Here is a 26703-nt window from a genome sequence, read left to right on the forward strand (position 1 = left end):
ATATGCAAATTAATTATGAAATATATGGGGAATTAGTTTTTAATACCACGGCTATAAGTGAATTTAATGTGATTTAGAGAAATTTTATTCAATTTATCATATAACTTCAATAGTTTATTTTATAGCTATGGTTTTTTCCTATGGAAGAAGTAGGGGGATAGCTATGAAATTAAATATGAGTAAAGAAGAACTAAGAAAGTTTTTATTACATGCTCCACAAAGTAATATAGTAAGCTATATGGAAAATATACATCCAGTGGATATTCTTGATGTACTTAGAGAAAATATTGAAGATAGAAAAGACATATTATATAGACTTCCAGAAGATATAATTGCAGATATTATAGATGAAGCAGAAGTTGATGAAAAATATGAAATATTAATGGAGTTTTCTGAAAATAAGCAAAAAAACATAATTGAAGAGATGTCTTCAGATGAATTAACTGATTTGCTTGGAAAATTAGAAAAGGAACAAGCAAATAAAATACTAGCTAAAATGGCTGATGAGGATGCTAGAGTTGTACGTAGGCTTTTAAGTTATGCCCCAGATACAGCAGCTGGAATAATGGCAACTGAATTTGTTGCTATTAATGGAAATATGACTGTTAAAGAGACTTTAGAGTATTTACAAATTTATGGTGAAGAAAATGAAAATATTAATGATTTATATGTTATAGATGAACTTGATAAATTAAAGGGAGTTATTTTTCTTAAGGAACTTGTAACAAAAAGCTTTGATACAAAAATATCAGACCTTATCCACAGTAGAGTCGAGGGAATTTTATTCAATACAGATCAAGAAGAAGTTGGACATAGATTCGAGAAATATGGCTATTTAACTATGCCTGTAGTTGATAATTCAAATAGACTTCTTGGAATAGTAACTGTTGATGATGTTATGCAAATATTAAGAGATGAAAGTACAGAAGATATACATCGTTTAGGTGGAGTAGATGAAGGTGAAAAGGTAGATGGAACTTTAATAGAATCTGTTAAAAGTAGATTGCCATGGCTTATAATTAACTTATTTACAGCCATTTTAGCTTCATCAGTAGTTGGAATATTTGAGGGAACTATTCAAAAAGTAGTAGCTTTAGCCACATTCATGCCTATAGTTGCTGGTATGGGTGGTAATGCTGGAACGCAAACTTTAACAATAATAGTTAGAGGGTTAGCCCTTGGAGAACTTAATTTTAAAAATATGAAAAAAGTATTTTTTAAAGAAATTGGAGTAGGAATTTTTACAGGGACATCCATAGGAATTATAATTGGATTGATAGGGTATATATGGGAAGGTAAGTTTATATTTGGATTAGTAATAGGAGTTGCAATGTTATTAAATATGATAGTTGCAACTATAGCAGGATACTTAGTTCCATTATTTTTAAAGAAAATTAAAGTTGACCCAGCTTTAGCTTCTTCAGTATTTGTCACAACATTTACTGATGTTTTAGGATTCTTTTTCTTCCTAGGCTTTGCAACTGTTTTAATAGAACATCTTATTTGATTATTAATGATGAATTTAGAAGAAATTATTCTAAGTTCATCATTTTTTTATTTCATATTGTTTGAGAGCATATGGTTATTATTAAAGGGGCCATTTTCTATAAAGCCCCTCTTTAATATTTAAAGTTTATAGTGTTTTTTAGGTATATTTAAAAAGCGTATTAATTATTTTAGTAATGAAAGACCTTTGTTGTAATATTCATCCATAATATTTTCAGGTACCATACTTCCACCAGTTGCCCAAGCTATATGAGTTATATTTTTTAATTTATCTTCAAGGTTATTTATCTTTAAGTATTCTTTACCTTCTTTAGATGTAAGTATTTTAACAATACCAGGAATACCAGCTAGAGCTGAAGGTTCTAAGAATATTTTTTCACTGTCAGCCATTTTGGTTAGAAGTTTGTACATATTTTCGTCTTCAACAGAATAACATCCACTCATTAATTTTTCTAATGTTTTACCAACAAAACCTGATGCTCTACCAACAGCTAATCCATCAGCAGCAGTTATATTATCTATGCCGAAGTCTTGAACAGATACTTTATCATGTTCACCAGTCATAGAGCCTATAAGCATACATGGAGAGTGTGTTGGTTCAGCAAAGAAGAAATGGACATTGTCCTTATAAAGAAGCTTAAGACCAAAAGCAATTCCACCAGGGCCACCACCAACACCACAAGGTAAATATACGAATAGTGGATTATTATCATCTACTTTAATTGACATGGACTTTAATTGTTTATCTAGTCTTGAAGCTGCAACTGAATATCCTAGGAACAAGTTCTTAGAGTTTTCATCATCTACAAAGTAACTATTAGAATCTGCTTTAGATTGTTTTCTGCCTTCTTCAACAGCTTTGCTATAATCTGATTCATACTCTATAACTTCAACACCTTTACTTCTTAAAAGGTCTTTTTTCCATTGCCTTGCATCAGCAGACATATGAACGGTAACTTTAAATCCTAATTTAGCGCTCATTATACCGATACTAAGACCTAGGTTTCCAGTTGATCCAACTACTACAGAATATTTTGAGAAGAATTGACGAATTTCATCACTATCTAATTTTTTATAATCTTCATTTATATTAAGTATATTGTGCTCTAATGCTAAATCTTCAGCGTGCTTTAGTACTTCGTAAAACCCACCTCTAGCTTTTATAGATCCTGAAACTTTAAGATGACTATCACATTTTAATAGTAAATTTCCAGGTAAATTTTCATTACAAATTTTTTCTAATTCAACTTTCATATTATCTATTCTTACTATAGGAGATTCAATTATACCATTATCTATTTGAGTCTCTGGGAATACTTTAGCTATGTATGGTGCAAATCTATTTAATCTTTCTTCAGCGTCTTTAACATCTGTCATAGAAAGTGAAATGTTTTCCATGCCTACGTTAAATTTACTATACTTTGGATTTATCCATAAAGACTCTTCTAAAGCTATTATATTTTTTAATAATGGATATTCTTCTATCCAATTTGAAATTTCTTTGTTTAATACCATAGAATTAATCATAATTAACCACCTTATATAATTTATTTCAGTTCTTATTAAATAATAATTAATTTATCTGATAAAAATTAAATATTATTTAATAAGATAGTAACATGGATTTTTATTACAGTCAATTTGATTTAATTATAATTCAAATAATTAAATTAAATTTAATAAAATTGCACAATATACTCTATATTGATATAATTATTTAAAATATGAATAAATGAGGTAATTTTAAATGAATGAAGTAGATATATCAAAAAATATTGCTCTATATAGAAAAAGTAAGGGGTTAACGATAAAAGAATTAGCTGAATTAATAGGTGCTACTCCATCATTATTAAGTCAAATAGAAAAAGGTACAGCAAATCCATCTATTAATACTTTGAAGCAAATTTCAACTGCTTTAAATGTACCATTATTTAATTTTTTTATAAGTGATATTCAAACAGAAGATTTAGTTGTTAGAAAGGATAGGCGTAATAAAATAATATTTTCAGCGGAGGAGAGTTTTGTCTATGAACTACTAACCCCGGATACAAAGGGAGATATTGAATTTATGCTTATGAAAATATCTCCTAGAGAGTCATCTTCTAAAGAGCTTTTTAATCACAAAGGTGAAGAGGTGGCTTATGTTACAAAGGGAAAAGTAAAATTATATTTGTTAGATGATATAATTGAATTAAATTGCGGAGACAGTGTTAAAATACCTCCATATTCGAATCATAAGTGGGAAAATGATAGTGATGTTGATTGTGAAGTAGTATTTGCTATAACACCACCATCTTTCTAAAGAAAAAAAGACTACTGAGTGCAGCAGTAGTCTTTTCCTTATGAGTGACTTATATTATTATGTTGTTGTTGTTTGAAACATTTTAAATCTTAAATTAAATTTCTATGTTGAGAATAAAGTAACTAGCATTTTAGAAGCTAGTTACTTTTTAACAACCAAGCTTATGACTATATTCTACAACATGGTTAAAAAATTAACTATCTCATTTTTATTTAAAATTACCTCATTTTTTAAAGAAATTAATTGTTTAAAAGATACTGAACTACACGATGAATTTTAAAGTCTAAAATCATTTATCAATTTTTTTAGGAGAAACGTGGATTAAACAACTATAAATGTCTAAGTTATATAAAATGATAAATGTCAAAAATATACAGGTATTAAGTCATTAAATGTTAGGAAAAGTTTTGATATTTATAATAAAATTACTTATGAAAACGTTATTATGAAGAGAGGGAAATTTTATGGAGTTAAATGAAGGTATAATTAATGAAAAAGAAAAGATATCTTTAAAAGAAAAAGTAACTTATGGATTTGGTGACTTAGCATCAAACTTACTATTTACTCTTTCTACATCATATTTAATGTATTTTTATACAGATGTAGCAGGTATAGGAATTGCAGTAGTTGGGACTATAATGTTATTAGCTAGAATTGTAGATGCAATAACAGATCCAATGATGGGAGCAATTATTGATAGAACTAATAGTAAGTATGGTAAAGCAAGACCATATCTATTGTGGATGGCAATACCATTTGGGATAGTGGGAGCATTAACATTTTTCTCACCAGATACTACTCAACAGGGAAAAGTGATATATGCATTTGTAACTTATATAGCATTTTGTGTGCTTTATACAGCCGTAAATATTCCTTATTCAACAATGATGTCAAGTTTAACTGATGATGAAAATGAAAGACTTTCATTCAATATGTTTAAGTCTTTAGGGGCGTCTATAGGTCAGTTTATTGTTGCAGGATGCACTTTAGGATTAGTAGCATTTTTAGGACAAGGAAATGAATTAAAAGGATTTTCAACTACAGTAATGATTTATGGTATAGTTGGAAGTATATTAATTATTCTTTGTTTTTTAGGCACGAAAGAACGTGTTATTTCTAAAAAAGATAAAATATCATTAAAAGATACTTGGAGTGTTATAAAAACAAATCAACCATGGGTAGTTTTAAGTATTATGTCTTTCTTGATGTTTACAAGTATGATGATGAAAACTCAATCTACAATGTACTATGCACAGTATTACTTAAAAAATGCTTCTATAGTACCTGTTTTATTATCAATATCATCTTTGGTTGCTATACCTATAGCATTAGTAATACCAAGTCTAGCAAAAAAGATAGGTAAAAGAAATTGTATTATATTAGGATGTATATTTGTAATAATAGGTAATTTAGGAATATATTTAAGTAAGTTTAATGTTTCTTTAGTAATTGTAAATAGTGTAATATCAGCAATAGGTTATGGAATTGCTATAGGAATAACATTTGTAATGTCTGCAGAAACAGTTGATTACGGGGAATGGAAAACAGGTATAAGATCTCAAGGGATGTTATTTGCTTTAGGTGGATTTATGGTAAAACTAGGAATGGCAGTATCAGCTTCATTATCTACATTTATTTTATCAAGGGGAGGATATGTTCCCAATGCGGTTCAAACACAAAGTGCAATTAATGCAATAAACGTAAACTATATTTGGATACCGATTATTATTTCAATAGCAATAATAATAATAGCTCAATTCTATAAATTGGATGATATATATAGAAAAGTAATAGAAGAACTAAGATTAAAAAGAAGTTTAGTAAAATAGAAATAAAATTATAGATAATTAATATATTAAAATATTTAAAAAAGATAAAAAATAAATAGAACTGATAGATTAAGTAGTATTATGCTTAAAAATTATAAATAAATCTGAAAGAAGTTCTTATAAAAATTATTATTTGTCTAAAGAGAAAAATAAATCATAAATATGATTGTTACAAATAATCTTCATAATTGAAATCTATGAAAAAGGGATTATCTCTAAGTAGGAATTTTATTCCACTTTGAGACAGTCTCTTTTTCTTTAAACAGCATGATATCATTTAAAATTCTCTATCTTCTGTTAGGATATGGAAAATCGTTCTATTATGAGACAGCCACTTTTTCATTCAAAATATATTTTTATAATTATTATTTGAATTATATAGCCTACAATTTAATTAGATACTATTAATATTTTAGTGATTTAGTTACAAATTTCTTGAAGGCTAAATGAAAAGTAAGTATATTTTAAATTGAAAGAAGAGAAATAAATTAAATATAAGAAAAAGTTATGTATTTAAATAAAATGTAAAATTATTGAAATTTGTAAACTAATTGGTATAATATATTATTAAAGGATATTATATCTTAAAAGATAGACATAAGAAATTAGTGGATAGAAGTATATACAATAATAAGGGAGATATTATATGGGGTCTATTTATGAAACTATTAAATTTAATAGCAAAATGCAGATGAATATATTTATTCATAGTGTTAACTATGTACAAAATCACTGGCATGAGAGCTTAGAGATTTTATTTGTTTTAAAAGGAAATGTAAGTGTTGTTATAGATGATAAGGTATATTATTTAAGTCAAGAAGATGTTATAGTAATCAATGCAAATGAAGTGCATACAATAAGTTCTAATGATAATAATATAATTTTAGCACTTCAAATTCCTATAGATTTTATAAAAACTTATTATGAAGATATAGAAAATATAAAATTTAATTGTAAGTCAGTGTTATTAAAAGATAAAGATAAATATATTGTAGATGAGATTAGAAAAATACTAGCTAAGACTATGTGGACTTATAGTAAAGATGAAGAGGATTGCGAGATTAAGATACAATCTTTGGTATTTGAATTAATCTATATATTATGTAGAAATTTTAAAGTGAAAAATAATTTATACAATAAACGTGGTAATAAGTATTCAGAAAGATTAAAACGAATTATACAATATATAGATTTAAACTACAAAGAAGATATAAGCCTTAGTAGTTTGGCAGAAAAAGAATACCTTTCTAATGCGTATTTATCTAAGTTTTTTAGAAAATATATAGGGAAAAACTTCCACTTATATTTAAGCAGTATTAGATTAGAGCATGCTGTAAAAGATTTAATTTACAGTGATTTATCAATAACAGAAATAGCTCTTAATAATGGATTCAATAATGAGAAAACATTCTTTAATTTATTCAAAGAAAACTATGGGCAAACTCCTAACTCATATAGAAAAAAAGTAAAAACTAATTTAAAAAAAATGAGAGTGAATAATGAAAGTTTTAATTATGTAAAAATAGATGAAGATAAAAAATATACTTCATTATTTAAATATTTAGATATAAAAGAATATTGTAATGATAAGATGGTAAGTGCTAAAAGTGATATAAAGATTGATTTAAATAAAAAGAAAGAAAATATAAATCATAATTGGAAACTGTTAACTACAATAGGTAGGGCGAAAGATGGACTACATAAAGATATTCAAAATCAATTAAAAATGATTCAAAAAGAAATTGGATTTAAGTATATAAGGTTCCATGGTATATTTGATGATGAAATGAAGGTTTATGATGAAGATAATAGAGGAAATATAATATTGGATTTTTCAGAGATAGATAAGTTATTTAATTTTTTAGATAGTATTAATCTTAAGCCATTTATTGAATTGGGATTTATGCCTAGTAAATTAGCTAAAGAACAAAATCGAATATTTGATAGAGCAACAATAATAAGTCCTCCTAAAGATATAAATAAGTGGAATATCCTTATAGAATCATTTATAAATCATTGTATAAATAGATATGGATTAAAGGAAGTTAAAACTTGGTATTTTGAGGTGTGGAATGAACCTGAAATAGTTAATTTTTTTGGTTTCAAAGAGGTTAATGATTATTATAGTTTATTTGAAAATACTTATAATACTATAAAATCTATATCTAAAGATATAAAAGTTGGAGCGCCAGGTATGAACTTTATATGTGATGGAAGTTATAAATGGTATCAAGATTTTTATGATTTCTATTCTAGTAAAAATATAGAGCCTGATTTTGTATATAGTCATAGTTATACCTATATTGTTGATAAAGATATAAAAGAAATTGATATTAATTCACTAAGTGAAAAGGGAAGACTTCCTGAAGATGAGAATTTTTTACACAATTATATAGAAAAACTAAATGAGAAAGTAAAGAAGATAAGTAAAAAAGATATGAAAATATATATAACAGAATGGAATTCTTCACCTAGTCATAGAGAATTGACTCATGATACTTGTTACAAATCTGCATTCATAGTAAAGAATATAGTAGAGAATATGGATAGCACAGAGTCTTTGGCATACTGGGTTGTTAGTGATTTTATAGAAGAGTTGCCATTACCAGAAGATGAGTATCATGGCGGTATAGGATTAATAACCATGAACTCAATAAAAAAAGCGGCATATAATGCATTTTATTTATTAGCTAAGCTAGGGAATGTTTTGATAGATAAGGGGGAAGGTCATTATATAACTAGAAGTAGTAAGGGTTATCAAATAATTATATATAACTATTGTCATTTTGATAAATTATATTTATCTATGGATACATCTAAAATGACACAGGAAGATAGATATAGTGTATTTAAAAATGATAACGCTAAAGAGTTTAATTTTATATTGGAAAATATAGATGCTGGAGATTATGAAATAAAGGAATACAGAGTAAATAGAAATAATGGAAGCTCTTTTGACGCTTGGGTTGAAATTGGAGCTCAAAAATATTTAGCACAAGAAGAAATAGAGTATTTAAAAAGTAGATCTTATCCAAGCTATACAAGAAAAAATGAAAATATAAAAAATTCATATAAAATAAGTAAAATACTACAACCTCATGAAATAGTATTACTTGAGATAAATAGTTTGCAATAATTAATTTGTGAATACTAAAGATAATAATAAAATATGAAACTTTAACTAAGATAATAACTTTATAATTATGGAGTTAAAGTTAGTAAAAAATTAAATTAGAATAAGATGTTTAATTAAGAAACTATCTCAGAATAAATTTACTAATAAAATCAAAAAGATTATTAGCAAATTATATTTAGAGATAGTTTTTTATTATAACAAGAGAAATAATAGGACAAAAATGTACAGTATTTAGATAAAAAAGTCAAAGGTAATTGATATGTAAAACGTTTAAAATTAAATTATAAATTAGATAATTACTAGGGGGAATTTTGATGGATAGATTAAGTAAACTTAAAGAGAAACCGTTTTTCTTAAATGATAAAGATGTTGCTTGGGTAGAGAATACATTAAACAACATGACTTTAGATGAAAAAATAGGACAAATATTTTGCTTAATAGCTTACTCAGATGATAAAGAATATCTTAAAAATTTATTAGATACAGTTAAGCCAGGAGGAATAATGTGTAGACCTATGCCGCTAGAGCAAGTTATAGAAGCGAATAGATTTCTACAAGAAAATTCTCAAATACCAATGTTAATAGCTGCAAACTTAGAAAAAGGTGGAAATGGAGGAGTTTTAGAAGGAACAAGTTTTGGGTCTCCTATGGAAGTAGGTGCAACTAATGACTATACTCAAGGATATAGATTAGGTGATGTTTGTGGAGCAGAAGGTTCAGCAGTGGGGCTTAACTGGGCATTTGCACCAATAATAGATATAGATTATAACTTTAGAAATCCAATTACAAACACAAGAACATTTGGGTCTAACCCTGAAATAGTAAAAAATATGGGAGCTGAATATGTTAAAGCAGTTCAAAAGTATGATATGGCAGCATCTATAAAGCATTTCCCTGGAGATGGAATGGATGAAAGAGATCAGCATTTAGTAACTTCAATAAACAGCATGAGTTGTGAAGAATGGGATAAAACTTATGGAGAAGCATACAAAGCATCAATAGAAGCAGGAGCAAAGACTGTAATGATAGGTCATATAATGCAACCTGCATATTCTAAAAAATTAAACCCACAGTTAGAAGATAAAGAAATATTACCAGCATCTTTAGCACAAGAATTAGTTACAGGATTATTAAAAGAAAAATTAAACTTCAATGGCTTAGTAGTTACAGATGCATCTACTATGGCTGGTATGATAATTCCTATGCCAAGAGAAAAAGCTGTACCACAGGCAATAGCCGCAGGATGTGATATGTTCCTATTTACTCGTAACTTAGAAGAAGATTATAAGTTCATGAGAAAAGGGGTAGAAGACGGTATAATTACAAGTGAACGTTTAGATGATGCAGTAACAAAAGTACTTGGGCTTAAAGCATCATTAAAGCTTCACACTAAAAAAGAAGAAAATAAGCTTTTACCAACTCTTGAAAATGCAAAGAAAATAGTTGCAAATAAAAAACATTTAGAATGGTCAAAAGAGTGTGCGGATAAATCTGTAACTTTAGTAAAAGAGGAAAAAGGTGTATTACCTATATCTCCTGATAAATTCAAAAAAGTTCTTTTATACTATATAGGAAGTAGTACAGGTGAATTTTATGGAGCTAGAGAAGGGGTAGATAAACTAGTAAAAGATAAATTAGAAAGAGAAGGATTTGAAGTAGATATATTTAGTCCTGGTGAAGGATTTGAAGGAATGGTTGCACCATTTTCATCAGTAGTTGGAAAATATGATTTAATAATTTATGTTTCAAATCTAGCTACTAAAAGTAACCAAACTATAGTAAGGATAGAGTGGGATCAGCCAATGGGAGCTAATGTACCTATATACATGGAAAAAGTACCTACAATATTTATATCAGTGGAAAATCCATATCATTTAATAGATGTACCTCGTGTAAAAACATTTATAAATACTTATCATAGTTCAGATGTGGTATTAGATGAACTGTTTGAAAAATTAATGGGAAGAAGTGAGTTTAAAGGTCAAAATCCAGTAGACCCATTCTGTGGTATGTGGGATACGAGATTATAAAATGTAACTTAAGGAGAATAGCATGAGAATAAAAGCAGTAATCTTTGATTTAGATGGAGTTATAGTTTCTACTGATGAATACCATTATCAAGCATGGAAGAGTATAGCTGACAAAGAAAATATAGAGTTTAATAGATCTATAAACAATGAATTAAGAGGTGTAAGTAGAGCGGAAAGCTTAGAAATAATATTAGAAAAGGCAAATAAAGAATATACTCAAGATGAAAAAGCAATTTTATTAGAAGAGAAAAATGATATATATAGAAGTTTATTAGCCAATCTTTCATCTTCAGAAATATTAGAAGGTGTTAATGAAGTTATAGATTATTTAAAATCTAACAATATAAAAGTAGCCATAGGTTCTTCAAGTAAAAACACTTCCTTGATACTTGAGAAGATAGGATTATCAAATATTTTCGATGAAATAGCAGATGGTACAATGATAACAAAATCTAAGCCAAATCCAGAAGTATTTATATTAGCAGCAAATAAACTGGGAATAGATCCAAAAGAATGCTTAGTAGTTGAAGATGCAGAAGCAGGGGTAGAAGCTGCACTGGCAGGAAATATGATAGTAGCAGCAGTAGGAGATGCTATTAAGAGTAATAAAGCAACTTATAATTTAAATAAACTAATAAAATTAACTGAAATAGTTAACAATAATTAATTTTAAAATATGAGGTGTGGTATGTATAAAGAGCTAGTAAAACATTTAAGTGAAAATAACAAAGTAGAAATAATAAATGGTCAAGAAATAATCATAAAAGATATTCCAGATGTAGGAGAACAGGGAACTCTAGATCCAAGAGTAATGGATGTAATGTTAAATCCAGATAAGTATCTATATGAAAATAAAAAAGCAGATAAAACTTACACATATAATAATTTTCCTGTAGGAATGATTCGTAGTATTTTTGGATGGGACAATGAAGATTTAACTAATGGAGAAATTGAAACAACTCATAGAATAATACAAGGTGAAAATGGAGATATACCTGTTAGAATATATTCACCAAAATCTAATGAAAAAATGCCTGCATTAATATTTATACATGGTGGAGGGTTTATAGCTGGTAGTGTAGATGTAGTTGAAAATCCTTGTAAACTAATAGCTAAAAAAGCTAATGCAGTAGTTGTATCTGTTGATTATAGATTAGCACCAGAGCATCAATTCCCAAAAGGATTTACAGACTGCTTTGATGTAATTAAGTGGGTATATAACAATGGAGAAGAAATTAATGTAGATTCAAATAAAATAGGAGTATCAGGAGATAGTGCAGGAGGTAATTTATCGGCAGTATGTACTTTGAAAGACAGAGATTTAGGAACTAATATGATAAAATATCAAGCATTAATATATCCTGCAACAATAATATCACAGAAAGAAACTCCATATTATAATTGGAGTTTAGATGAATATGAAATAAAATCTAATGAAGAGCTTGTTAAGAAAGCTATTTGTGGACTTAAAGATGCATCAGGAATGTTAAGTTTATATATGGAAGATAGTTCATTAGCAGAAGATAGATATGTATCACCTCTTTTAGTTGAAGATTTAAGTAATCTTCCAAAAACTTTAATGGTAGTTGGAGAATATGATTTTATAAGAGTTCAAGGTGAGGCATATTCAAAAAGACTAAAAGAATCAAATGTTGACTGTAGGACTATAAGATATAGAGGGATGGATCATGCATTTATAGATAAGTTAGGATTGTATCCTCAGGCAGAAGATTGTATGAACGAAATAGCTAATGACTTAAAATCACTATAATCATAAATTTTTAGTAATAAAAATAAACGCATGTATTCAAAACGAAATAAAATATGCGTTTATTTTTTATATTCTATGAAAAAGATTTCAAATATTGAATAAATGTATAGATAAAAGGGGGAATTAAAAATGAGCAGAAAATATTCACAAGAATTATTAGATAAGATTATAGAAAGACAAGAAATTGTTAATGTTAAGGGAGCAAATGTTTTAATTAAAAAATTACCTGATAATGATGAAATAGGAGCAATGGATTCTCGTCTTTACAAAGATATGAAGAAGCAACTTACAATAATGAAATTTATGCCTAAGAGTATGAGAAAGATGGACGTTTCTCAAAAATCTATTAAAAAATTGAGAAATATGTTTGGTGAAGTTAAGAGTATACCTATAGTAGAAAAGAAGATTGATATTAGAACAGAATATGTAGAAGCTAGTGATGGATATAAGATACCAGTACGTATTTACAAGTCTGAAACAATGAAAGAAAATGTGTCAATTCTTTACTTTATACATGGTGGAGGATTCTTTGGAGGTTCTCCTGATGTAGTTGAGGAATTAGTAAAACTAATTGTTGAAAACACAGATATACTTGCTTTCTCTGTTGATTACCGTTTAGCACCAGAGAATCCATATCCAACAGGTCATGAGGATTGTTATTCAGTATTAAAATGGATTTATGCTAATGCAGAGAGGCTAGGTGCAAATAAGAAAAATATATTCGTAGCAGGAGATAGTGCTGGAGGAAACTTGACACAATACTGTACTACAAGAAATCTCGAAGCTAATTTGGGGATGATTAAAGGTCAATTATTACTTTATCCTACAGTAAATATGGCAAATATAGAAGATGAATTTTTCAAATGGAGCAAAGACGAATACGAAATGGCTCCCAAATACAGAAAAGGCTTAGAAATGATGTTGGATATGTTTAATGGATTATCAGGAGGGCTAGAAAATATTTTAGGAACTGATGATGTTAAAAACATATACTTAACTCCATATATAGGAGATGGAAAAGGTTTACCACCTACATTTATAACAGTAGGAGAGCATGACTTCTTAAAGGTAGAATGTTTGGCTTATGCTTCTAAGTTAACTAGAGCAGGTGTTGATACGACGACCATATTATATAAAGGATTTGGTCATGCATATGGGGATAATATAGGAGTATATCCACAAAGTGAAGATTGTGCAATAGAAATGGGTAATTTTATTTTAAAATACAGTAATTAAAGGGGGATAAAATGAAAAAGGGGCATAAAATTATATTATCTATTATTGGAATATTATTAGTAGTATTTGCATTTACAGATATGAATATATCTAACGCTATGTACAATCCTGAAAGTAAATTTGGATTAATATTTGAAGCCATTGGAGAGTTTCCATCGGCAATTATTGCAACATTTTGCATAGTTAGTTTAATGTTAACTAGAGAAAAAGATAAATCAATGAAATACAACTTAGGTACAGTTGGTTATATTGTTTTACTGATTTTCTTGTCATTTATGGCTGCTATGCTACCAGTGAATTATTTACATGGTTCTAAGGTTTTAATACCTATACTTATGGCTATTTATATTGTAGCATCATATATTATAGCTAAGAAATATGCCACTACACACAAAGAAGAATTACGAAGAGTGGCAATTGTAGGTCTATTAACATTTGTATTTGTAACAATTGCATTCAATTCAATTAAATTCTTATGGGGAAGAGAACGTTATAGACATATGATAGAGGTAGGCTCTTTTGCTGGATATTCAATGTGGTTTATTCCACAAGGTTTTGCATCAGGAAATGAATTTATGTCATTCCCTTCAGGTCATAGTGCAAATTCTGCAATTATGGTTTGGATTACCTTAATACCAGTATTTGTTACTAATTTAAAGGATAAGAAGAATTTGCTTATAGGATTTGCAGGATTATGGATAGTATTAGTTCCAGTTAGTAGAATTGTGGTAGGTGCACATTTTGCATCAGATGTTACTATGGGAGTAACTATAACATTAGTAATATTTACTTTATTAAAAAACAAATATATAAAAAATTTAGATGAGAATTTAGAAAAGAAAAGTTTGGATAAGAAAAAGATTCAAGAAAAAAGTTTGCATAAATATATGGTTAAAAAAAGTATAATTAATTTTTGGATTGTAAATGCAGCTATTAATGGGATAATTTTTATTATTCAAACTACTGATAAAACTAGGCTTTTTACACTTTCAGAAATTGCATCAGATTATGTAATGTCTATTTTAATTTTAGGTATGTTATGTTCGCTTACAGGATTTCCAATGATAAAAAAAGATATACAAAAAGGGATTGCACCTAAAATAGATTATAATAAAGAAGATCATATTATAGCTAAATATTTTCCGAAGAATGTTTTGTTAAAAGCAATAATATTAACTATTATGACTATGATTTTGATAATACCATTTTTCATTGGAATTCCAGTTATGTTTGGAATACTAGAACTAAGCTATATACAGGCACTTATTTTAAAGGTTATTGCAACTGGCTTTGCTGGAGTACTTGTTGGATACTTTGTTATGGTACTTACACTTACGGAATATAAATTTAGCTTAGAGATAAATAAGGCATTATAAAAATAATTAATTTAATACATTAATTATTGATATAATCTAATAAGTTTCATTAATGAGAAAAATATAAATTATAGTTATAATAAATTTTAAAACTTATTATAGAATTAATGGGATATAAAACAAAATAAGTTGTTGACAAGGCGAAAATGGGATTTTATATTAGATATAGGGAGGAATTTTGTCGTATTTTAAAAGGGAGATGTTTGTTATGAATATACTTGAAGGTAGGCTAGAGAATAGTAGCCAAATAGAAACAGAATTTTTAAAAATATCTTTTTTTAATTATAGTAAAGGGTATAGAGGTATTATAAAATCTTATGAAAATAACAAATTATGTACAATATTAGAGGGAGAAAAGCTAATTACTCTCAATGGAAAGGAATACAAGTGTAATTCTAAAAATTTCATAATAATACCAGCTCATAGTAGAGCTGAAGTATCAATAGAAAAGTTATCTAAACTATTAGTTGTTGAATTTACTGATTCTTTAGTAGACTTAGTTAAAAATAAAACTAGTATTAATTTTAAAAATGAGTATAATTATGGATATAATAAAAATGTTTTTAATAAAGAAGAATCTCAAATTGATGTAACAATAAATAGAATTTTAGAAATTTCAATGGGTGATGAAAAAAACAAGGAGTTTTTATTAGACTTATATTCACAGGAACTTGTATATAAATTGTTAAATGTGGCTGAAATAAATAGGTTAATCACAGAATACAGAAATAATCCTATAAACAAGGCCATTGAAATAATGAGAAATAATATCCTAGATAAGATTACAATAGGAGATATAGCAAACAACTTAAATATGCCTATAACTAAATTTTCATCAAAATTTAAAGCAGTTACAGGTATAACTCCAAATAATTACTTGAGAAGGCTAAAGCTTTTAGAGGCTAAAGAAATGCTTAAATATAAGAGTGTAACTGAAGTTTCATATGATTTGGGTTATGAAAACATATCACATTTTATTGAATTATTTAAAAAGTGTTATGGTATAACTCCAAAGCAATATGTATTAAAAAATGAAAATTTATAGTTTAAACCCATTTAAAATAGATGTAAAATATAACAAATAATCTTGAGTATAACGTAAAAAAACAGGGAAGAATTAAAATGTTATTGAAAGCCTTAAGGATCAAAAGTAAATTTATTGATTTTTAAGGCTTTTTTATTATAGAAGAAGAATAAATGAAAAGAAGGAGAGTGTCATGGCAGTATATAGATTAGATGAGAGAATAATTTTTCCATTACCAGAACTAGGTGAAGAAGATGGATTATTAGCAGTTGGAGGAGATTTGTCTATTGAAAGACTTGTTTTAGCTTATGAAAATGGAATATTTCCATGGTATAGTGATGATGAACCTATACTTTGGTGGTGTCCTAAAAGAAGATTTATAATAAAACCTAAAAATATGAAGACTTCAAAGTCTATGAGAAGAGTATTGAATAAAAAAGAGTTTGAAGTAACTTTTAATAGAAATTTTGAAGGGGTTATTACTAATTGCAAAGAACTTCGTGAAAATAAAGAAGGAACGTGGATAACAGAGGAAATGAAGGAAGCTTATATAAATTTATTTAATAAAGGTTTCGGATTTAGCGTTGAAGTAACTAAAAATGGTGAGCTTGTGGGAGGAGTTTATGGTGTAAAGCTTGGGAAATGTTTCTTTGGTGAGAGTATGTTTTCAAAAGTACCAAATGGCTCAAAAATAGCACTTATATATTTAGGGAAAAAGTTAGAAGAGGAAGGAGCCTTATTTATAGACTGTCAGTTTCATACTAAACATTTAGAATCAATGGGAGGAGAATATATAGAATGGGAAGAATTTAAAAAATTATTAAGTGAAGGAATTGAATATTAAAAAGTAATTTATTTAAAAATATTATGTTAATTAGAAAAAATAAGAGTAGGGATGAGCTATAATTTATTTATATTTGGTATTTGATAAGTTTTTAAGCATAGGGGAATGCTATAATTTATTGGAACAAGTTTAAGGGGGAAATATCAATTATGAGTGAAAGTGAAAATAAAGACTTTATAAATTTAGTGAAAAAATAAGATGGATTGCAGTAGCAATATCAATTATCTTGTTAATTGGATCATCAGGTAAATTAAACAATACCATATTAACGTTATTTCTTGTAATTAATATTGGAACAATTATAGTAGGAAGAGATTATAAGAAAAACAATTAAATTATATCTTTAAAAAGGGGCTGTATCAGCAATAAATACGAGACTCTGTATAGAATTGTTTTTACACAAATCTATATAGAGTCTCGTCGAATTTATCAACATTTTTTGAATTTTCACCTCAAATGTTAACTATCTGAAATAATATATTCATTATCAACACCTAAGCTTATTGCTTCTAATATAACTTCTTTAGCTGATGGAGGACCCATTGTTATAGCAATAACATTTCCACCTAATTTTTCTTTTATCTTAAGTGAGGTTTCTATAGCATATAAATCTGCTGGATTCATCATTGCTATTTCTTTTATAATTATTGATTTTTTTTCAATAGTAAATATAAAATAATTTAATAGCTTGCTTTTTATTGTTAAATGAGAAAGTTAAAATAATTAATTCTTTTAATTAAAATTATTCTAAAAATGGAAAATAATTGTTGAAAAGTAAATAATTATAAAGTATAATGATTTATATAAATAAATTTATTTCTCAATGTAAATATATTGGCTTTAATAATTATTATAAAAAATATTTGTAAACGTTTTTTATAATTAGGAATAAATTAATTTATAACCTATTATATTATAATAAGCTTTCTTTTGTATAAGTAGAAGTAAGGGGGTATTTTTTATGGGAAAAGCTATTATAGGGTTTTTACAACGAATTGGTAAGTCTTTAATGCTTCCAATTGCAGTATTACCGGTTGCAGGTTTGCTATTGAGACTTGGGCAACCAGATGTTCTTGAATTTTTACATCTTCCAGAGGAATTTGGGTTTATGGCAGCTGCAGGTAGTGCTCTATTTGATAATTTACCATTGATATTTGCTATAGGTGTAGCTATTGGTTTTTCTAAGGATAGCAATGGTGCTGCTGGACTAGCTGGAGCAGTTGGATACTTAGTTCTTAATAATGCAAGTAAATTTGTTTGGGTTCAAAATTATGGAGAAGAGCTTGCTAGTACATTAAAATTTGATAGTTTTGGTGGAATTCTTATAGGAATAGTGGCAGGATATTGCTACAATAAGTTTAGTGACAAGAAGCTTCCTGAGTTCTTGGGCTTCTTTGGTGGTAGAAGATTAGTTCCTATTATGACAGCTTTATGTGCAGTTATTTTAGCAGTGGTATTTGGATTCACTTGGAAGTATATCCAAGCTGGAATTCATACTATGGGTGCAGGTGTTGTTGGAATGGGTGCTGTAGGAGCTGGACTATTTGCATTCCTTAATAGATTGCTTATACCAATGGGACTTCACCATGTTCTTAATTCATACTTCTGGTTTACTTTAGGGGACTTTAATGGTAAAGCTGGTGATATAGCAAGATTCTTTGCAGGAGACCCAACTGCCGGTACTTATATGGCTGGTTTCTTCCCAATTATGATGTTTGGTTTACCAGCAGTAGCTTTAGCTATATACTTTGCAGCTGATAAGGAAAAGAGAAAATTTGTTGGTGGTATGCTTGCAAGTTTAGCATTTACTAGTTTCTTAACAGGTATTACAGAGCCAATAGAATTTATGTTCATATTCTTATCACCAGTATTATTAGTAGGACATGCTATTTTAACTGGAATATCTATGGCAGTTACTTCAGCCTTAGGAGTATTACATGGCTTTACATTCTCAGCTGGATTTATTGATTATGCATTAAATTATAACTTAGGAACAAAACCGATATTAATAATTCCAATAGGCTTAGCTATAGCAGTAGCTTACTTTGTATTTTTCTATTTTGCAATTAAAACATTTAATATACCAACACCTGGCAGAGAAAAAGATGAAGAGTTTACTGATAATAAAGCTTTAACTGGAAATACTTCAGAGATATCAAAATCATATATAGAAGCTTTAGGTGGAAGTGAAAATATAAAATCAGTAGATAACTGTGCTACTAGATTAAGACTTGAAGTTGTGGATAATACTAAAGTTAATGATAAAGAATTAAAGGCTTTAGGAGCAAGGGGAGTTGTGAGATTAAGTAAAACTTCTATTCAAGTAATAGTTGGTACAAATGTTCAATTTGTTGCTGATGGAATAAAGGCTCAATTAATAAAAGTATAGACTAGAAGAATCGTATTTAAGTTTTATGAGGATGTATCAAATTATAGATACATCCTCTCTGCCTTTTATCTAGCTATCTCGGCAGATGAAAAAATACACTTATAAACGTAGATTTAATTCAGGTAGAGTTTTGGAGTCATGTGAATGGGGAGTGATTATTGTCTATAAGTATGAGGCTGTTTATCTCCCATTTATAGAACATAGGAGTTTTAATATAATTTGGATGAGGAATCTTCTTTTGTTAATATTATAGTAGAGATATAAAGTGAGGTGATTAAAATGAAGTTTGTATTAGCACCAGATTCATTTAAAGAAAGTATGACATCAAAGGAAGCCTGTGATGCCATGGAGAGGGGAATAAAAAAAGTTATTAGTAATGCTCAGTGTATAAAAGTTCCTATGGCAGATGGTGGAGAGGGAACTGTAGAAGCCTTAGTTTATGGAACTAAAGGAAAAATAAAAAAAACTTTTGTAACTGGACCTTTGGGAAAAGAAAAAGTAAATGCATCTTATGGGATTCTTGGAGATGGGAAAAGAGCTATTATAGAGATGGCAGAAGCTAGTGGAATTCAGTTAGTTGAAAGGAATTTAAGAAATCCACTAATAACAACAACCTATGGAACAGGAGAGTTGATTTTAGATGCTATTAATAATGGAGTAAAGCATGTAATTATAGGTATAGGAGGAAGTGCCACTAATGATGGTGGAGTAGGGATGTTACAAGCTTTAGGTGGAAAACTATTAGACAAGTATGGTAATGAATTAGGCTTTGGAGGAGCAGAGCTTTTAAAATTACATAAAATTGATTTAAGCACTTTGGATAGTAGAATAAAGGATATTAATTTTGAAGTTGCCTGTGATGTTACTAATCCTCTTGTTGGAGTTAATGGAGCTTCCTATGTTTTTGGAAAACAAAAAGGTGCCACAGAGGAAGATATTGAACTTTTAGATAAGGCATTAACTAATTATGCAGAGGTAATTAAGAGAAATTTAGGTATTGATGTGAAATATGTGGAAGGTGCAGGGGCAGCAGGTGGTCTTGGAGCAGCTCTTTTAGTATTTCTAAATGGAAAGCTTAAAAAGGGGATAGAACTTGTAATTAAGCATACAGCCTTAGAGAGAAAATTAAAAGGAGCTAATTATATTTTTACAGGAGAGGGAGCTATAGATAGTCAAACTATTTATGGAAAAACTCCAATGGGTGTTGCCATGGTGGCAAAAAAACATGGAGTAGAAACTATTGCATTTGCAGGAAAAGTTGGAGATGGCGTTGAAGAGCTTTATGATATAGGAATAAAATCAATATTTAGCATAATGAGGGGTGTCGAAAGTTTAGAGGAGGCACTTAAAAATGGAGCTAAAAATTTAGAGAAGACCACTGAAGCTGTGGTAAGGCTTTTAATTTAGGTAAAGAATGTCTATCACATAATTAGTGTCTGTTATATTTTAATTTTCTATAAGCTTAGGGGAAACAAGTACAGGATTCTATTATTTTTTAGTATTTTTTTCATTTAATGAGTATTTCCTAGGAAAAATAGGAATAATTATTATATGAAAAAAAGCTGAAAGGGGATTAAATTTTGAATAAGTATATAATAATCATATCCTTTGATGCTGTTTCTTCAGAGGATTTAAGTATTTTAGAAACATTGCCGAATTTTAGAGAAATAATTAGGAATGGGGCATTAATAAAAAATGTTAGTTCTGTTTATCCAAGCTTAACTTACCCAGCACATGGGACTATAGTAACTGGAAAGTATCCAATGAATCATGGAATTATAGATAATACTTTTTTTAGACCTTTTGAGAGAAATCCAAATTGGTATTGGCACAGAAAATACATAAAGGGTGATACAATTTATGATTTAGCAAAAAATATAGGATTAAAAACTTGTTCACTTTTTTGGCCAGTAACAGCTGGAGCTCATATAGATTATAATATGCCAGAAATATTTTGTACAAAGTGTTATCATAATCAACTATTTATGTCAGCTATGGCTGGAAATTTAAAATATCAATATGAAATAAATAATAAATTTAAGCATATACGAAATGGAATTAAAGAGCCTGAATTAGATGATTTTACTACAGAAGCCCTTAAATATACTATAAACAAATATACTCCAAATTTAATGCTTGTACACTTTATAGATGTAGATAGCCATAGGCATAATTACGGCTATTCATCTAAAGAAGCCTTAGAGGGATTAAAGAGGCATGATAGAAGGCTTGGTGAAATTATAGAAACATTAAAGAAAAAAGGAATATTTGAGGAAACTGCCATAATAGCTTTAGGAGATCATAGTGCTTTAGATGTCCAAAGTTCTATAAAATTAAATAAACTTTTTAAAGATGAAGGGCTTTTAAGAGCTAACTCAAGAGGAAGAATTATTAGTTATAAAGCCATTTCAAAGAGTTTAGATGGTTCAGCTTATATTTATTTAAATAAGAGATGCAATGAAGATATTAAAATGAAAGTTGAAAAATTAATAGAAGAAAAGCTTTTAAAGTATGATGTTATAGAAGGAGTTTTAAATAAAGAAGAAATTAAAAATGTAGGTGGGGATACAAATGCTCACTTTATGATTGAAGCTAAAAATGGATTTTATTTTATAGATGACCCTTGTGGAGAATTTGTAGAAGAGGTTAATTTAGAGGATATAGGTAAAATAAAACATAGATATAGAGCTACTCATGGTTACAGTTCTAATAAAGAGAATTATGGAACTTTCTTTATAGGATATGGTAAGGGATTTAAAAAAGGCGTTGTAAAAGAGAATGGTAAACTTATAAATCATGGGCCAACTATAGCTAGGTTATTAGATATTAATATGAAAGGCTGCGATGGTGAAATTGAATATGATATTTTAGATGTAATTAGGTGATTTCAAAAAGTAGATTTTTAAGTTTATAACTCAAGTGGAAATTACTTAAATTGTGGTAATTTTAAAAAAATATATTACAAAAAAGTGTTTATATGGTGAAATATAGGTTGATTAATATCGATTTAATAGTACAAAGTAATATCTGGGGGAAGGATACTTTGGCATATTATTTCTTTAAGAATAATAAAATAAATTGATAATTATGATTTAAGGGGGATTTTAATGGAGAGAGGGGACATTAAGAGTAAGGCAAAAGAAATTTTAGAAGGAAGACGTGGACATTATGCTTTATTCTTACTAATAGCAATGGTATGTTACGGAATATTAAGTTTCATATTAACACTTATACCTATTATAGGGGTCATAGCAACTATAGCTATAGCAATAATTTATCAATTAATAATGGCTACATTTACTATTAATTTTTGCAATAGTAGGGAGAAAGTTGACTATGAAAGTATAATTCCTACAACTACGCCTATTTGGAAATATGGTGCTATTTATTTATTGTTTTCACTTATATTTATAGTTGCTTTAATTCCAGCTGGAGTGATTATCACTTTAGCTAGTACTACAGAGTCAGTAATTAGTATTATAGTTACTGTGGTAGTTTCAGCTTTGGCAATGTTTTTATTATCATTACCATTTATATTTACACCATATATTGTAATAGAAAATCAAGAGGACTCTATTGGAAAAATTATATCTGAGTCTTTTAGCATGGTATTTTCAAATTTAGGAAAAGTAATAATTATGTATTTAAGTTTAATTCCATGGTATCTATTAGTTTTTATTACATTTGGATTAGGAAATTTTTATGTTATACCTTATGTAAATACAATTTTTTATGTAATGTATAAGGATATAAGAGGAGAACAATTATTAGAACTTAAGACATTATGTTAATTGAATAATAAATTTCTGTCGTTAAAGAGTAAGCAAAGTTATTTCTCTCTAATGACAGTTTTTTTATATGATGATTAATGTTTATAATACTAAAGTTTCTATGAGCTAGAGATAAACAAAGCTATATTCTTATAAAATTCAGTTAAAGTGAAAACTCTATTTGAATTAAGTCTTAGTTTATTTAGGTAGTATTGAAAAATAAATTTGGGGGATACCATGAAAGTGTTTAGGAAAATAGGATATATTTTAATTTTATTATGTTCTTTATTAAGTTTTAGCAGTATTAAAGTAATGGCAGAGGATGATGGATATTATATAAAAAATATGGATGTCTCTGTTGTAGCAAATGATAAAAGAGAATATATAATAACAGAAACTGTGGATGTATACTTTAATGAAGAAAGACACGGGATTATAAGAACAATTCCTAAAAATTCTTATTTAGAAGAGTATGAAATTACAGATGTTTCAGTGGATGGTGCAAAAAGCGAAATATCTGATAGTAATGATATGGAAATAAAAATAGGAGATGAAGATAATACTGTAAGAGGGGATAAAAGGTATATTATTAAATATACATTAAAGCATTTTTCTGATGAACAGCCAGAAGGAGATTATATTTATTTAAATATATTAGGTGACCAATGGGATACTAAAATAGAAAAATTCACTTCAAAGATAACTTATCCAGAGGATGCAGAACTAAAGAAAATAACAGTTGCTTCTGGAGAATATGGATCAAAGGAAAGTAACTTAGTTAATTATGAAATTAAGGATAATACCATTTATTTTTCTTCTAAAAGAACTATAGGACCTAATAATGCTATAACTGTTAATGTAGTGCTTAATGAAGGAGCTTTTTCAAAGGCACCATTAATTAAGCATCCTTATATAATCAATGAGGAAAATATAAATATGCATATAACAAAGGAAAAAGAGTATTTAATAAATAAAGAATATCTTATAAATGTTTTAGAAGAAGATAAATATAATTTTATTGGGCTTTGGGAAGATTTTAGTAGGGTAAAAGTTTCAGAAATAAATATTGATAATAATAATTTCACAATAGATGAAGATGGTAAGTATATTATTTTACCGAGGAAAGCTGGAGAATATAAGGTTAATGTGACTTATAAAATAACTCCACCTATGGATAGTTCAATAGATGTAGGACAATTGTTAGGTAATGTAAATAGTAAAATAGAACAATTAAATATAAAAGTAAGTAGTGATGTTCCTATATTAGATTATAATGTTATGTTCTCAGAATTTGGGTTAAATTTAGGAAAAGAAAGATATGAGGTTAATAAAGTTGAGAATAATACTATTATGTTTAAGTCCTTAACATCACTGAATAAACAGGAATCAATAGATTTTTTATTAGATGTAAATGAAGATTTATTTTATAGACCGCTTCCTAAATCAGTTAATATTTTTTATATAATATCATTTATATCTATAATTATAGCTTTTATTATTGCTTATAGATTACGTGATAAAAATAAGGTAATTCCAGCAGTAGAAATATATCCACCAAAGGATTTAAATCCTGCTGAAGTTTCTTATATTTATAATAAGTTTATATATGATGGTGATTTGACTAAATTGATTTTTTATTGGGCAAGTAAGGGATATTTAGAAATAATAATGACTAAAAATGAAAATTTCAAGTTGAAGAAAATAAGAGATATCTCTGTTTTTGATAAAGAGAAAGAATATGAAAAAGTATTGTTTGATGCAATGTTTAGACATGGAGATGGAAAGATAGTTACAAAAAATAACTTGAAAAATAAGTTTTATATTAATTTAAATAATGCTGTACGTGGATTAAAATCTAATTTCCGTGGAGAGAAAAAGATAGTCAATGGAAAATCAATTTTTACTATGATTTTATGTACATTAATAAATATAATTCCTATTTCAATTTTTGCTTATGTTGTAAAAGAAATAACTATAACTGGTTTTGAAGTTATGTTTCTTTATATGGCAATTGGAATTATAGAATGTATAGTTTTAACAATAATATTATATTTATTAAATTTTGATAAGGACATAAAAGGAGAAAAGGGTAGTAAAATTTTTAATTATATACTTTCCGTAGGATTATATGGAGTGTTAGTTGCTGCAGAACTTTTCATATGCAAAATTCCAAATATGTTAAAGATAATTATTTTTATTACAACAACATTAATTTCAATATTTGCATCAAAGATTCCAAGGAGAAATCAATATAGTAAAGAAAAATTTGCGGAAATTGTAGGTTTTAGAAATTTTATAAAAGTAGCTGAAAAGGATAGATTAGAAAAATTAATAGAAGAGGAACCACAATATTTTTATGATACATTACCTTATGCTCAAGTGTTGAATCTGACTAAGGTATGGGAAAATAAATTCAAGGATATAGAGCTTCCTCCACCTATTTATTATAGTCCTTATGGACCTGTATACAGTATAGATAGAATGATGTTAGATATGGCTCTTATATCAAAAGAAGCAGTTCATAATCCATCAAGTAACTTAGGAAGTTCTTCAAATGGAGGAGGTTTCTCAGGAGGAGGCTTTTCTGGTGGTGGCTTCTCAGGAGGAGGCTCTGGAGGAGGTGGCGGTTCAAGCTGGTAATTTACCTGATCACTAGTGTCTGTAATACGAAAGCCTTTAGAAGCTTAAGATAAATAGGCACAGGTCACTAGATAAGGATTACTAAAGTTGAGCTAGAATTAAAACTCATCTGAATTAAGTCTCAGTTTATAAAATAAAGGAACTTTAATTAGATTAGTAAAATAAATTTAGGAGGTAAAAGACATGGTTACAATAGGTGTAATAGCAGTTATAGCAATTATAGTTATTTGGTTTATAGTAACTTATAATAACTTTGTTGCATTAAGAAATAAGGTGAGAGAAGGATATTCCACTATCGATGTTTTCTTAAAGAAAAGGTATGATTTAATTCCTAATATAATAGAAACAGTTAAAGGCTATGCAAAACATGAAAAAGAAACTTTAAATGAGGTAATAAGAGCAAGGGGAAATGCCTTAGAAAGTTCAGAGGAGAATAGAGCAGAAAAAGAAGGAGAACTAACAAGAGCTTTAGGAAAATTATTAATGTTAACTGAAAATTACCCAGATTTAAAGGCTGATAGGCAGTTTTTAAACTTACAAGAGCAGTTGAAAACAATAGAATCAGAAATAGAACGTTCAAGAAGATATTATAATGGTGTAGTAAAAGAAATGAATGTTGCAGTTGAAAGAATTCCAAGTTGTTTAGTAGCATCTCTTTGTAATTTTAAAACAGAAAAATATTTTGAAATTACAAATAGTGAAGAAAGAAATAATGTGAGAGTGCAATTTTAAGCTATTTTTAGTTAGAGATTAATAGAATCACTTAAATTTTATGTTGAGATTACTATTATAATCCTATATTATTTTATATAGATATGATGTATTAAAGCTATAAAAATTATATAACTTT

General features: G+C 27.9%; 19 protein-coding genes. 17 read left to right on the top strand and 2 right to left on the bottom strand.

The window, feature by feature from the left end; all coding sequences use genetic code 11:
- The first annotated feature begins 163 nt into the window (after positions 1 to 163).
- Positions 164 to 1507 carry a magnesium transporter gene (gene mgtE / locus ARA19_RS08215; protein ID WP_055070493.1) on the top strand — a complete coding sequence of 448 codons (1344 nt, stop codon included), beginning with the start codon at positions 164 to 166 and terminating at the stop codon, positions 1505 to 1507.
- Between the two features lie 164 nt (positions 1508 to 1671).
- Here the strand turns inward: mgtE and ARA19_RS08220 are convergent, their stop codons facing one another.
- Positions 1672 to 3033, bottom strand: coding sequence for a D-serine ammonia-lyase (locus tag ARA19_RS08220; RefSeq protein ID WP_055070494.1), 1362 nt, complete (start codon positions 3031 to 3033; stop codon positions 1672 to 1674).
- 220 nt (positions 3034 to 3253) lie between these two features.
- On the opposite strand from ARA19_RS08220, the gene ARA19_RS08225 reads away from it, so the two are divergent.
- From ARA19_RS08225 to aat, 10 genes are all read left to right on the top strand, one after another.
- Positions 3254 to 3808 (top strand): helix-turn-helix domain-containing protein, encoded by a 555-nt coding sequence (locus ARA19_RS08225; RefSeq protein ID WP_055070495.1) that lies wholly within the window; start codon positions 3254 to 3256, stop codon positions 3806 to 3808.
- A gap of 464 nt (positions 3809 to 4272) precedes the next feature.
- Positions 4273 to 5637 (top strand): MFS transporter, encoded by a 1365-nt coding sequence (locus ARA19_RS08230; protein WP_055070496.1) that lies wholly within the window; start codon positions 4273 to 4275, stop codon positions 5635 to 5637.
- 646 nt (positions 5638 to 6283) lie between these two features.
- Complete coding sequence (locus ARA19_RS08235; protein WP_055070497.1) at positions 6284 to 8773, top strand: GH39 family glycosyl hydrolase; 2490 nt, start codon at positions 6284 to 6286, stop codon at positions 8771 to 8773.
- Between the two features lie 314 nt (positions 8774 to 9087).
- Complete coding sequence (locus ARA19_RS08240; protein ID WP_197276580.1) at positions 9088 to 10803, top strand: glycoside hydrolase family 3 protein; 1716 nt, start codon at positions 9088 to 9090, stop codon at positions 10801 to 10803.
- A 22-nt stretch (positions 10804 to 10825) separates the two neighbouring features.
- Complete coding sequence (pgmB, locus tag ARA19_RS08245; protein ID WP_055070499.1) at positions 10826 to 11470, top strand: beta-phosphoglucomutase; 645 nt, start codon at positions 10826 to 10828, stop codon at positions 11468 to 11470.
- A gap of 21 nt (positions 11471 to 11491) precedes the next feature.
- Complete coding sequence (locus tag ARA19_RS08250) at positions 11492 to 12574, top strand: alpha/beta hydrolase (RefSeq protein WP_197276581.1); 1083 nt, start codon at positions 11492 to 11494, stop codon at positions 12572 to 12574.
- Between the two features lie 129 nt (positions 12575 to 12703).
- Entirely contained in the window at positions 12704 to 13810 is a 1107-nt protein-coding gene (locus ARA19_RS08255; RefSeq protein WP_055070501.1) for an alpha/beta hydrolase, read from the top strand.
- 11 nt (positions 13811 to 13821) lie between these two features.
- Entirely contained in the window at positions 13822 to 15186 is a 1365-nt protein-coding gene (locus tag ARA19_RS17140; protein ID WP_084764384.1) for a phosphatase PAP2 family protein, read from the top strand.
- Between the two features lie 208 nt (positions 15187 to 15394).
- On the top strand, positions 15395 to 16231 hold the full coding sequence (locus tag ARA19_RS08265; RefSeq protein ID WP_055070502.1) for an AraC family transcriptional regulator: 837 nt from the start codon (positions 15395 to 15397) through the stop codon (positions 16229 to 16231).
- Positions 16232 to 16403: 172 nt separating this feature from the next.
- Positions 16404 to 17054: a leucyl/phenylalanyl-tRNA--protein transferase gene (gene aat, locus ARA19_RS08270; protein ID WP_055070503.1), complete on the top strand. Its 651-nt coding sequence runs from the start codon at positions 16404 to 16406 to the stop codon at positions 17052 to 17054.
- 459 nt (positions 17055 to 17513) lie between these two features.
- Here the strand turns inward: aat and ARA19_RS17145 are convergent, their stop codons facing one another.
- A complete protein-coding gene (locus ARA19_RS17145; RefSeq protein WP_084764388.1) occupies positions 17514 to 17681 on the bottom strand; it encodes a hypothetical protein in 168 nt (55 codons plus the stop codon).
- A 334-nt stretch (positions 17682 to 18015) separates the two neighbouring features.
- Here ARA19_RS17145 and nagE point away from each other — a divergent pair, with 334 nt between their 5' ends.
- The 6 genes from nagE (at position 18016) to ARA19_RS08300 (ending at position 26585) form a co-directional block, all read left to right on the top strand.
- Positions 18016 to 19443 (top strand): N-acetylglucosamine-specific PTS transporter subunit IIBC, encoded by a 1428-nt coding sequence (gene nagE, locus ARA19_RS08275; protein WP_197276582.1) that lies wholly within the window; start codon positions 18016 to 18018, stop codon positions 19441 to 19443.
- Between the two features lie 279 nt (positions 19444 to 19722).
- Positions 19723 to 20850, top strand: coding sequence for a glycerate kinase family protein (locus tag ARA19_RS08280; protein ID WP_055070504.1), 1128 nt, complete (start codon positions 19723 to 19725; stop codon positions 20848 to 20850).
- A 173-nt stretch (positions 20851 to 21023) separates the two neighbouring features.
- A complete protein-coding gene (locus ARA19_RS08285) occupies positions 21024 to 22328 on the top strand; it encodes an alkaline phosphatase family protein (RefSeq protein WP_242862412.1) in 1305 nt (434 codons plus the stop codon).
- 222 nt (positions 22329 to 22550) lie between these two features.
- On the top strand, positions 22551 to 23234 hold the full coding sequence (locus ARA19_RS08290) for a DUF975 family protein (RefSeq protein WP_055070506.1): 684 nt from the start codon (positions 22551 to 22553) through the stop codon (positions 23232 to 23234).
- Positions 23235 to 23450: 216 nt separating this feature from the next.
- Positions 23451 to 25853: a DUF2207 family protein gene (locus ARA19_RS08295; protein ID WP_055070507.1), complete on the top strand. Its 2403-nt coding sequence runs from the start codon at positions 23451 to 23453 to the stop codon at positions 25851 to 25853.
- A 183-nt stretch (positions 25854 to 26036) separates the two neighbouring features.
- Complete coding sequence (locus tag ARA19_RS08300; protein ID WP_055070508.1) at positions 26037 to 26585, top strand: LemA family protein; 549 nt, start codon at positions 26037 to 26039, stop codon at positions 26583 to 26585.
- Positions 26586 to 26703: the final 118 nt, after the last annotated feature.

Origin of the sequence: Clostridium massiliamazoniense, from assembly GCF_001403635.1 — a bacterium.
Taxonomy (GTDB): Bacteria; Bacillota; Clostridia; order Clostridiales; family Clostridiaceae; genus Sarcina; species Sarcina massiliamazoniense.

Coding starts and splice junctions, on each gene's coding strand:
- mgtE (WP_055070493.1), top strand. CDS start 164: ATGAAATTAAATATGAGTAAAGAAGAACTAAGAAAGTTTTTATTACAT.
- ARA19_RS08220 (WP_055070494.1), bottom strand. CDS start 3,033: ATGATTAATTCTATGGTATTAAACAAAGAAATTTCAAATTGGATAGAA.
- ARA19_RS08225 (WP_055070495.1), top strand. CDS start 3,254: ATGAATGAAGTAGATATATCAAAAAATATTGCTCTATATAGAAAAAGT.
- ARA19_RS08230 (WP_055070496.1), top strand. CDS start 4,273: ATGGAGTTAAATGAAGGTATAATTAATGAAAAAGAAAAGATATCTTTA.
- ARA19_RS08235 (WP_055070497.1), top strand. CDS start 6,284: ATGGGGTCTATTTATGAAACTATTAAATTTAATAGCAAAATGCAGATG.
- ARA19_RS08240 (WP_197276580.1), top strand. CDS start 9,088: ATGGATAGATTAAGTAAACTTAAAGAGAAACCGTTTTTCTTAAATGAT.
- pgmB (WP_055070499.1), top strand. CDS start 10,826: ATGAGAATAAAAGCAGTAATCTTTGATTTAGATGGAGTTATAGTTTCT.
- ARA19_RS08250 (WP_197276581.1), top strand. CDS start 11,492: ATGTATAAAGAGCTAGTAAAACATTTAAGTGAAAATAACAAAGTAGAA.
- ARA19_RS08255 (WP_055070501.1), top strand. CDS start 12,704: ATGAGCAGAAAATATTCACAAGAATTATTAGATAAGATTATAGAAAGA.
- ARA19_RS17140 (WP_084764384.1), top strand. CDS start 13,822: ATGAAAAAGGGGCATAAAATTATATTATCTATTATTGGAATATTATTA.
- ARA19_RS08265 (WP_055070502.1), top strand. CDS start 15,395: ATGAATATACTTGAAGGTAGGCTAGAGAATAGTAGCCAAATAGAAACA.
- aat (WP_055070503.1), top strand. CDS start 16,404: ATGGCAGTATATAGATTAGATGAGAGAATAATTTTTCCATTACCAGAA.
- ARA19_RS17145 (WP_084764388.1), bottom strand. CDS start 17,681: ATGATGAATCCAGCAGATTTATATGCTATAGAAACCTCACTTAAGATA.
- nagE (WP_197276582.1), top strand. CDS start 18,016: ATGGGAAAAGCTATTATAGGGTTTTTACAACGAATTGGTAAGTCTTTA.
- ARA19_RS08280 (WP_055070504.1), top strand. CDS start 19,723: ATGAAGTTTGTATTAGCACCAGATTCATTTAAAGAAAGTATGACATCA.
- ARA19_RS08290 (WP_055070506.1), top strand. CDS start 22,551: ATGGAGAGAGGGGACATTAAGAGTAAGGCAAAAGAAATTTTAGAAGGA.
- ARA19_RS08295 (WP_055070507.1), top strand. CDS start 23,451: ATGAAAGTGTTTAGGAAAATAGGATATATTTTAATTTTATTATGTTCT.
- ARA19_RS08300 (WP_055070508.1), top strand. CDS start 26,037: ATGGTTACAATAGGTGTAATAGCAGTTATAGCAATTATAGTTATTTGG.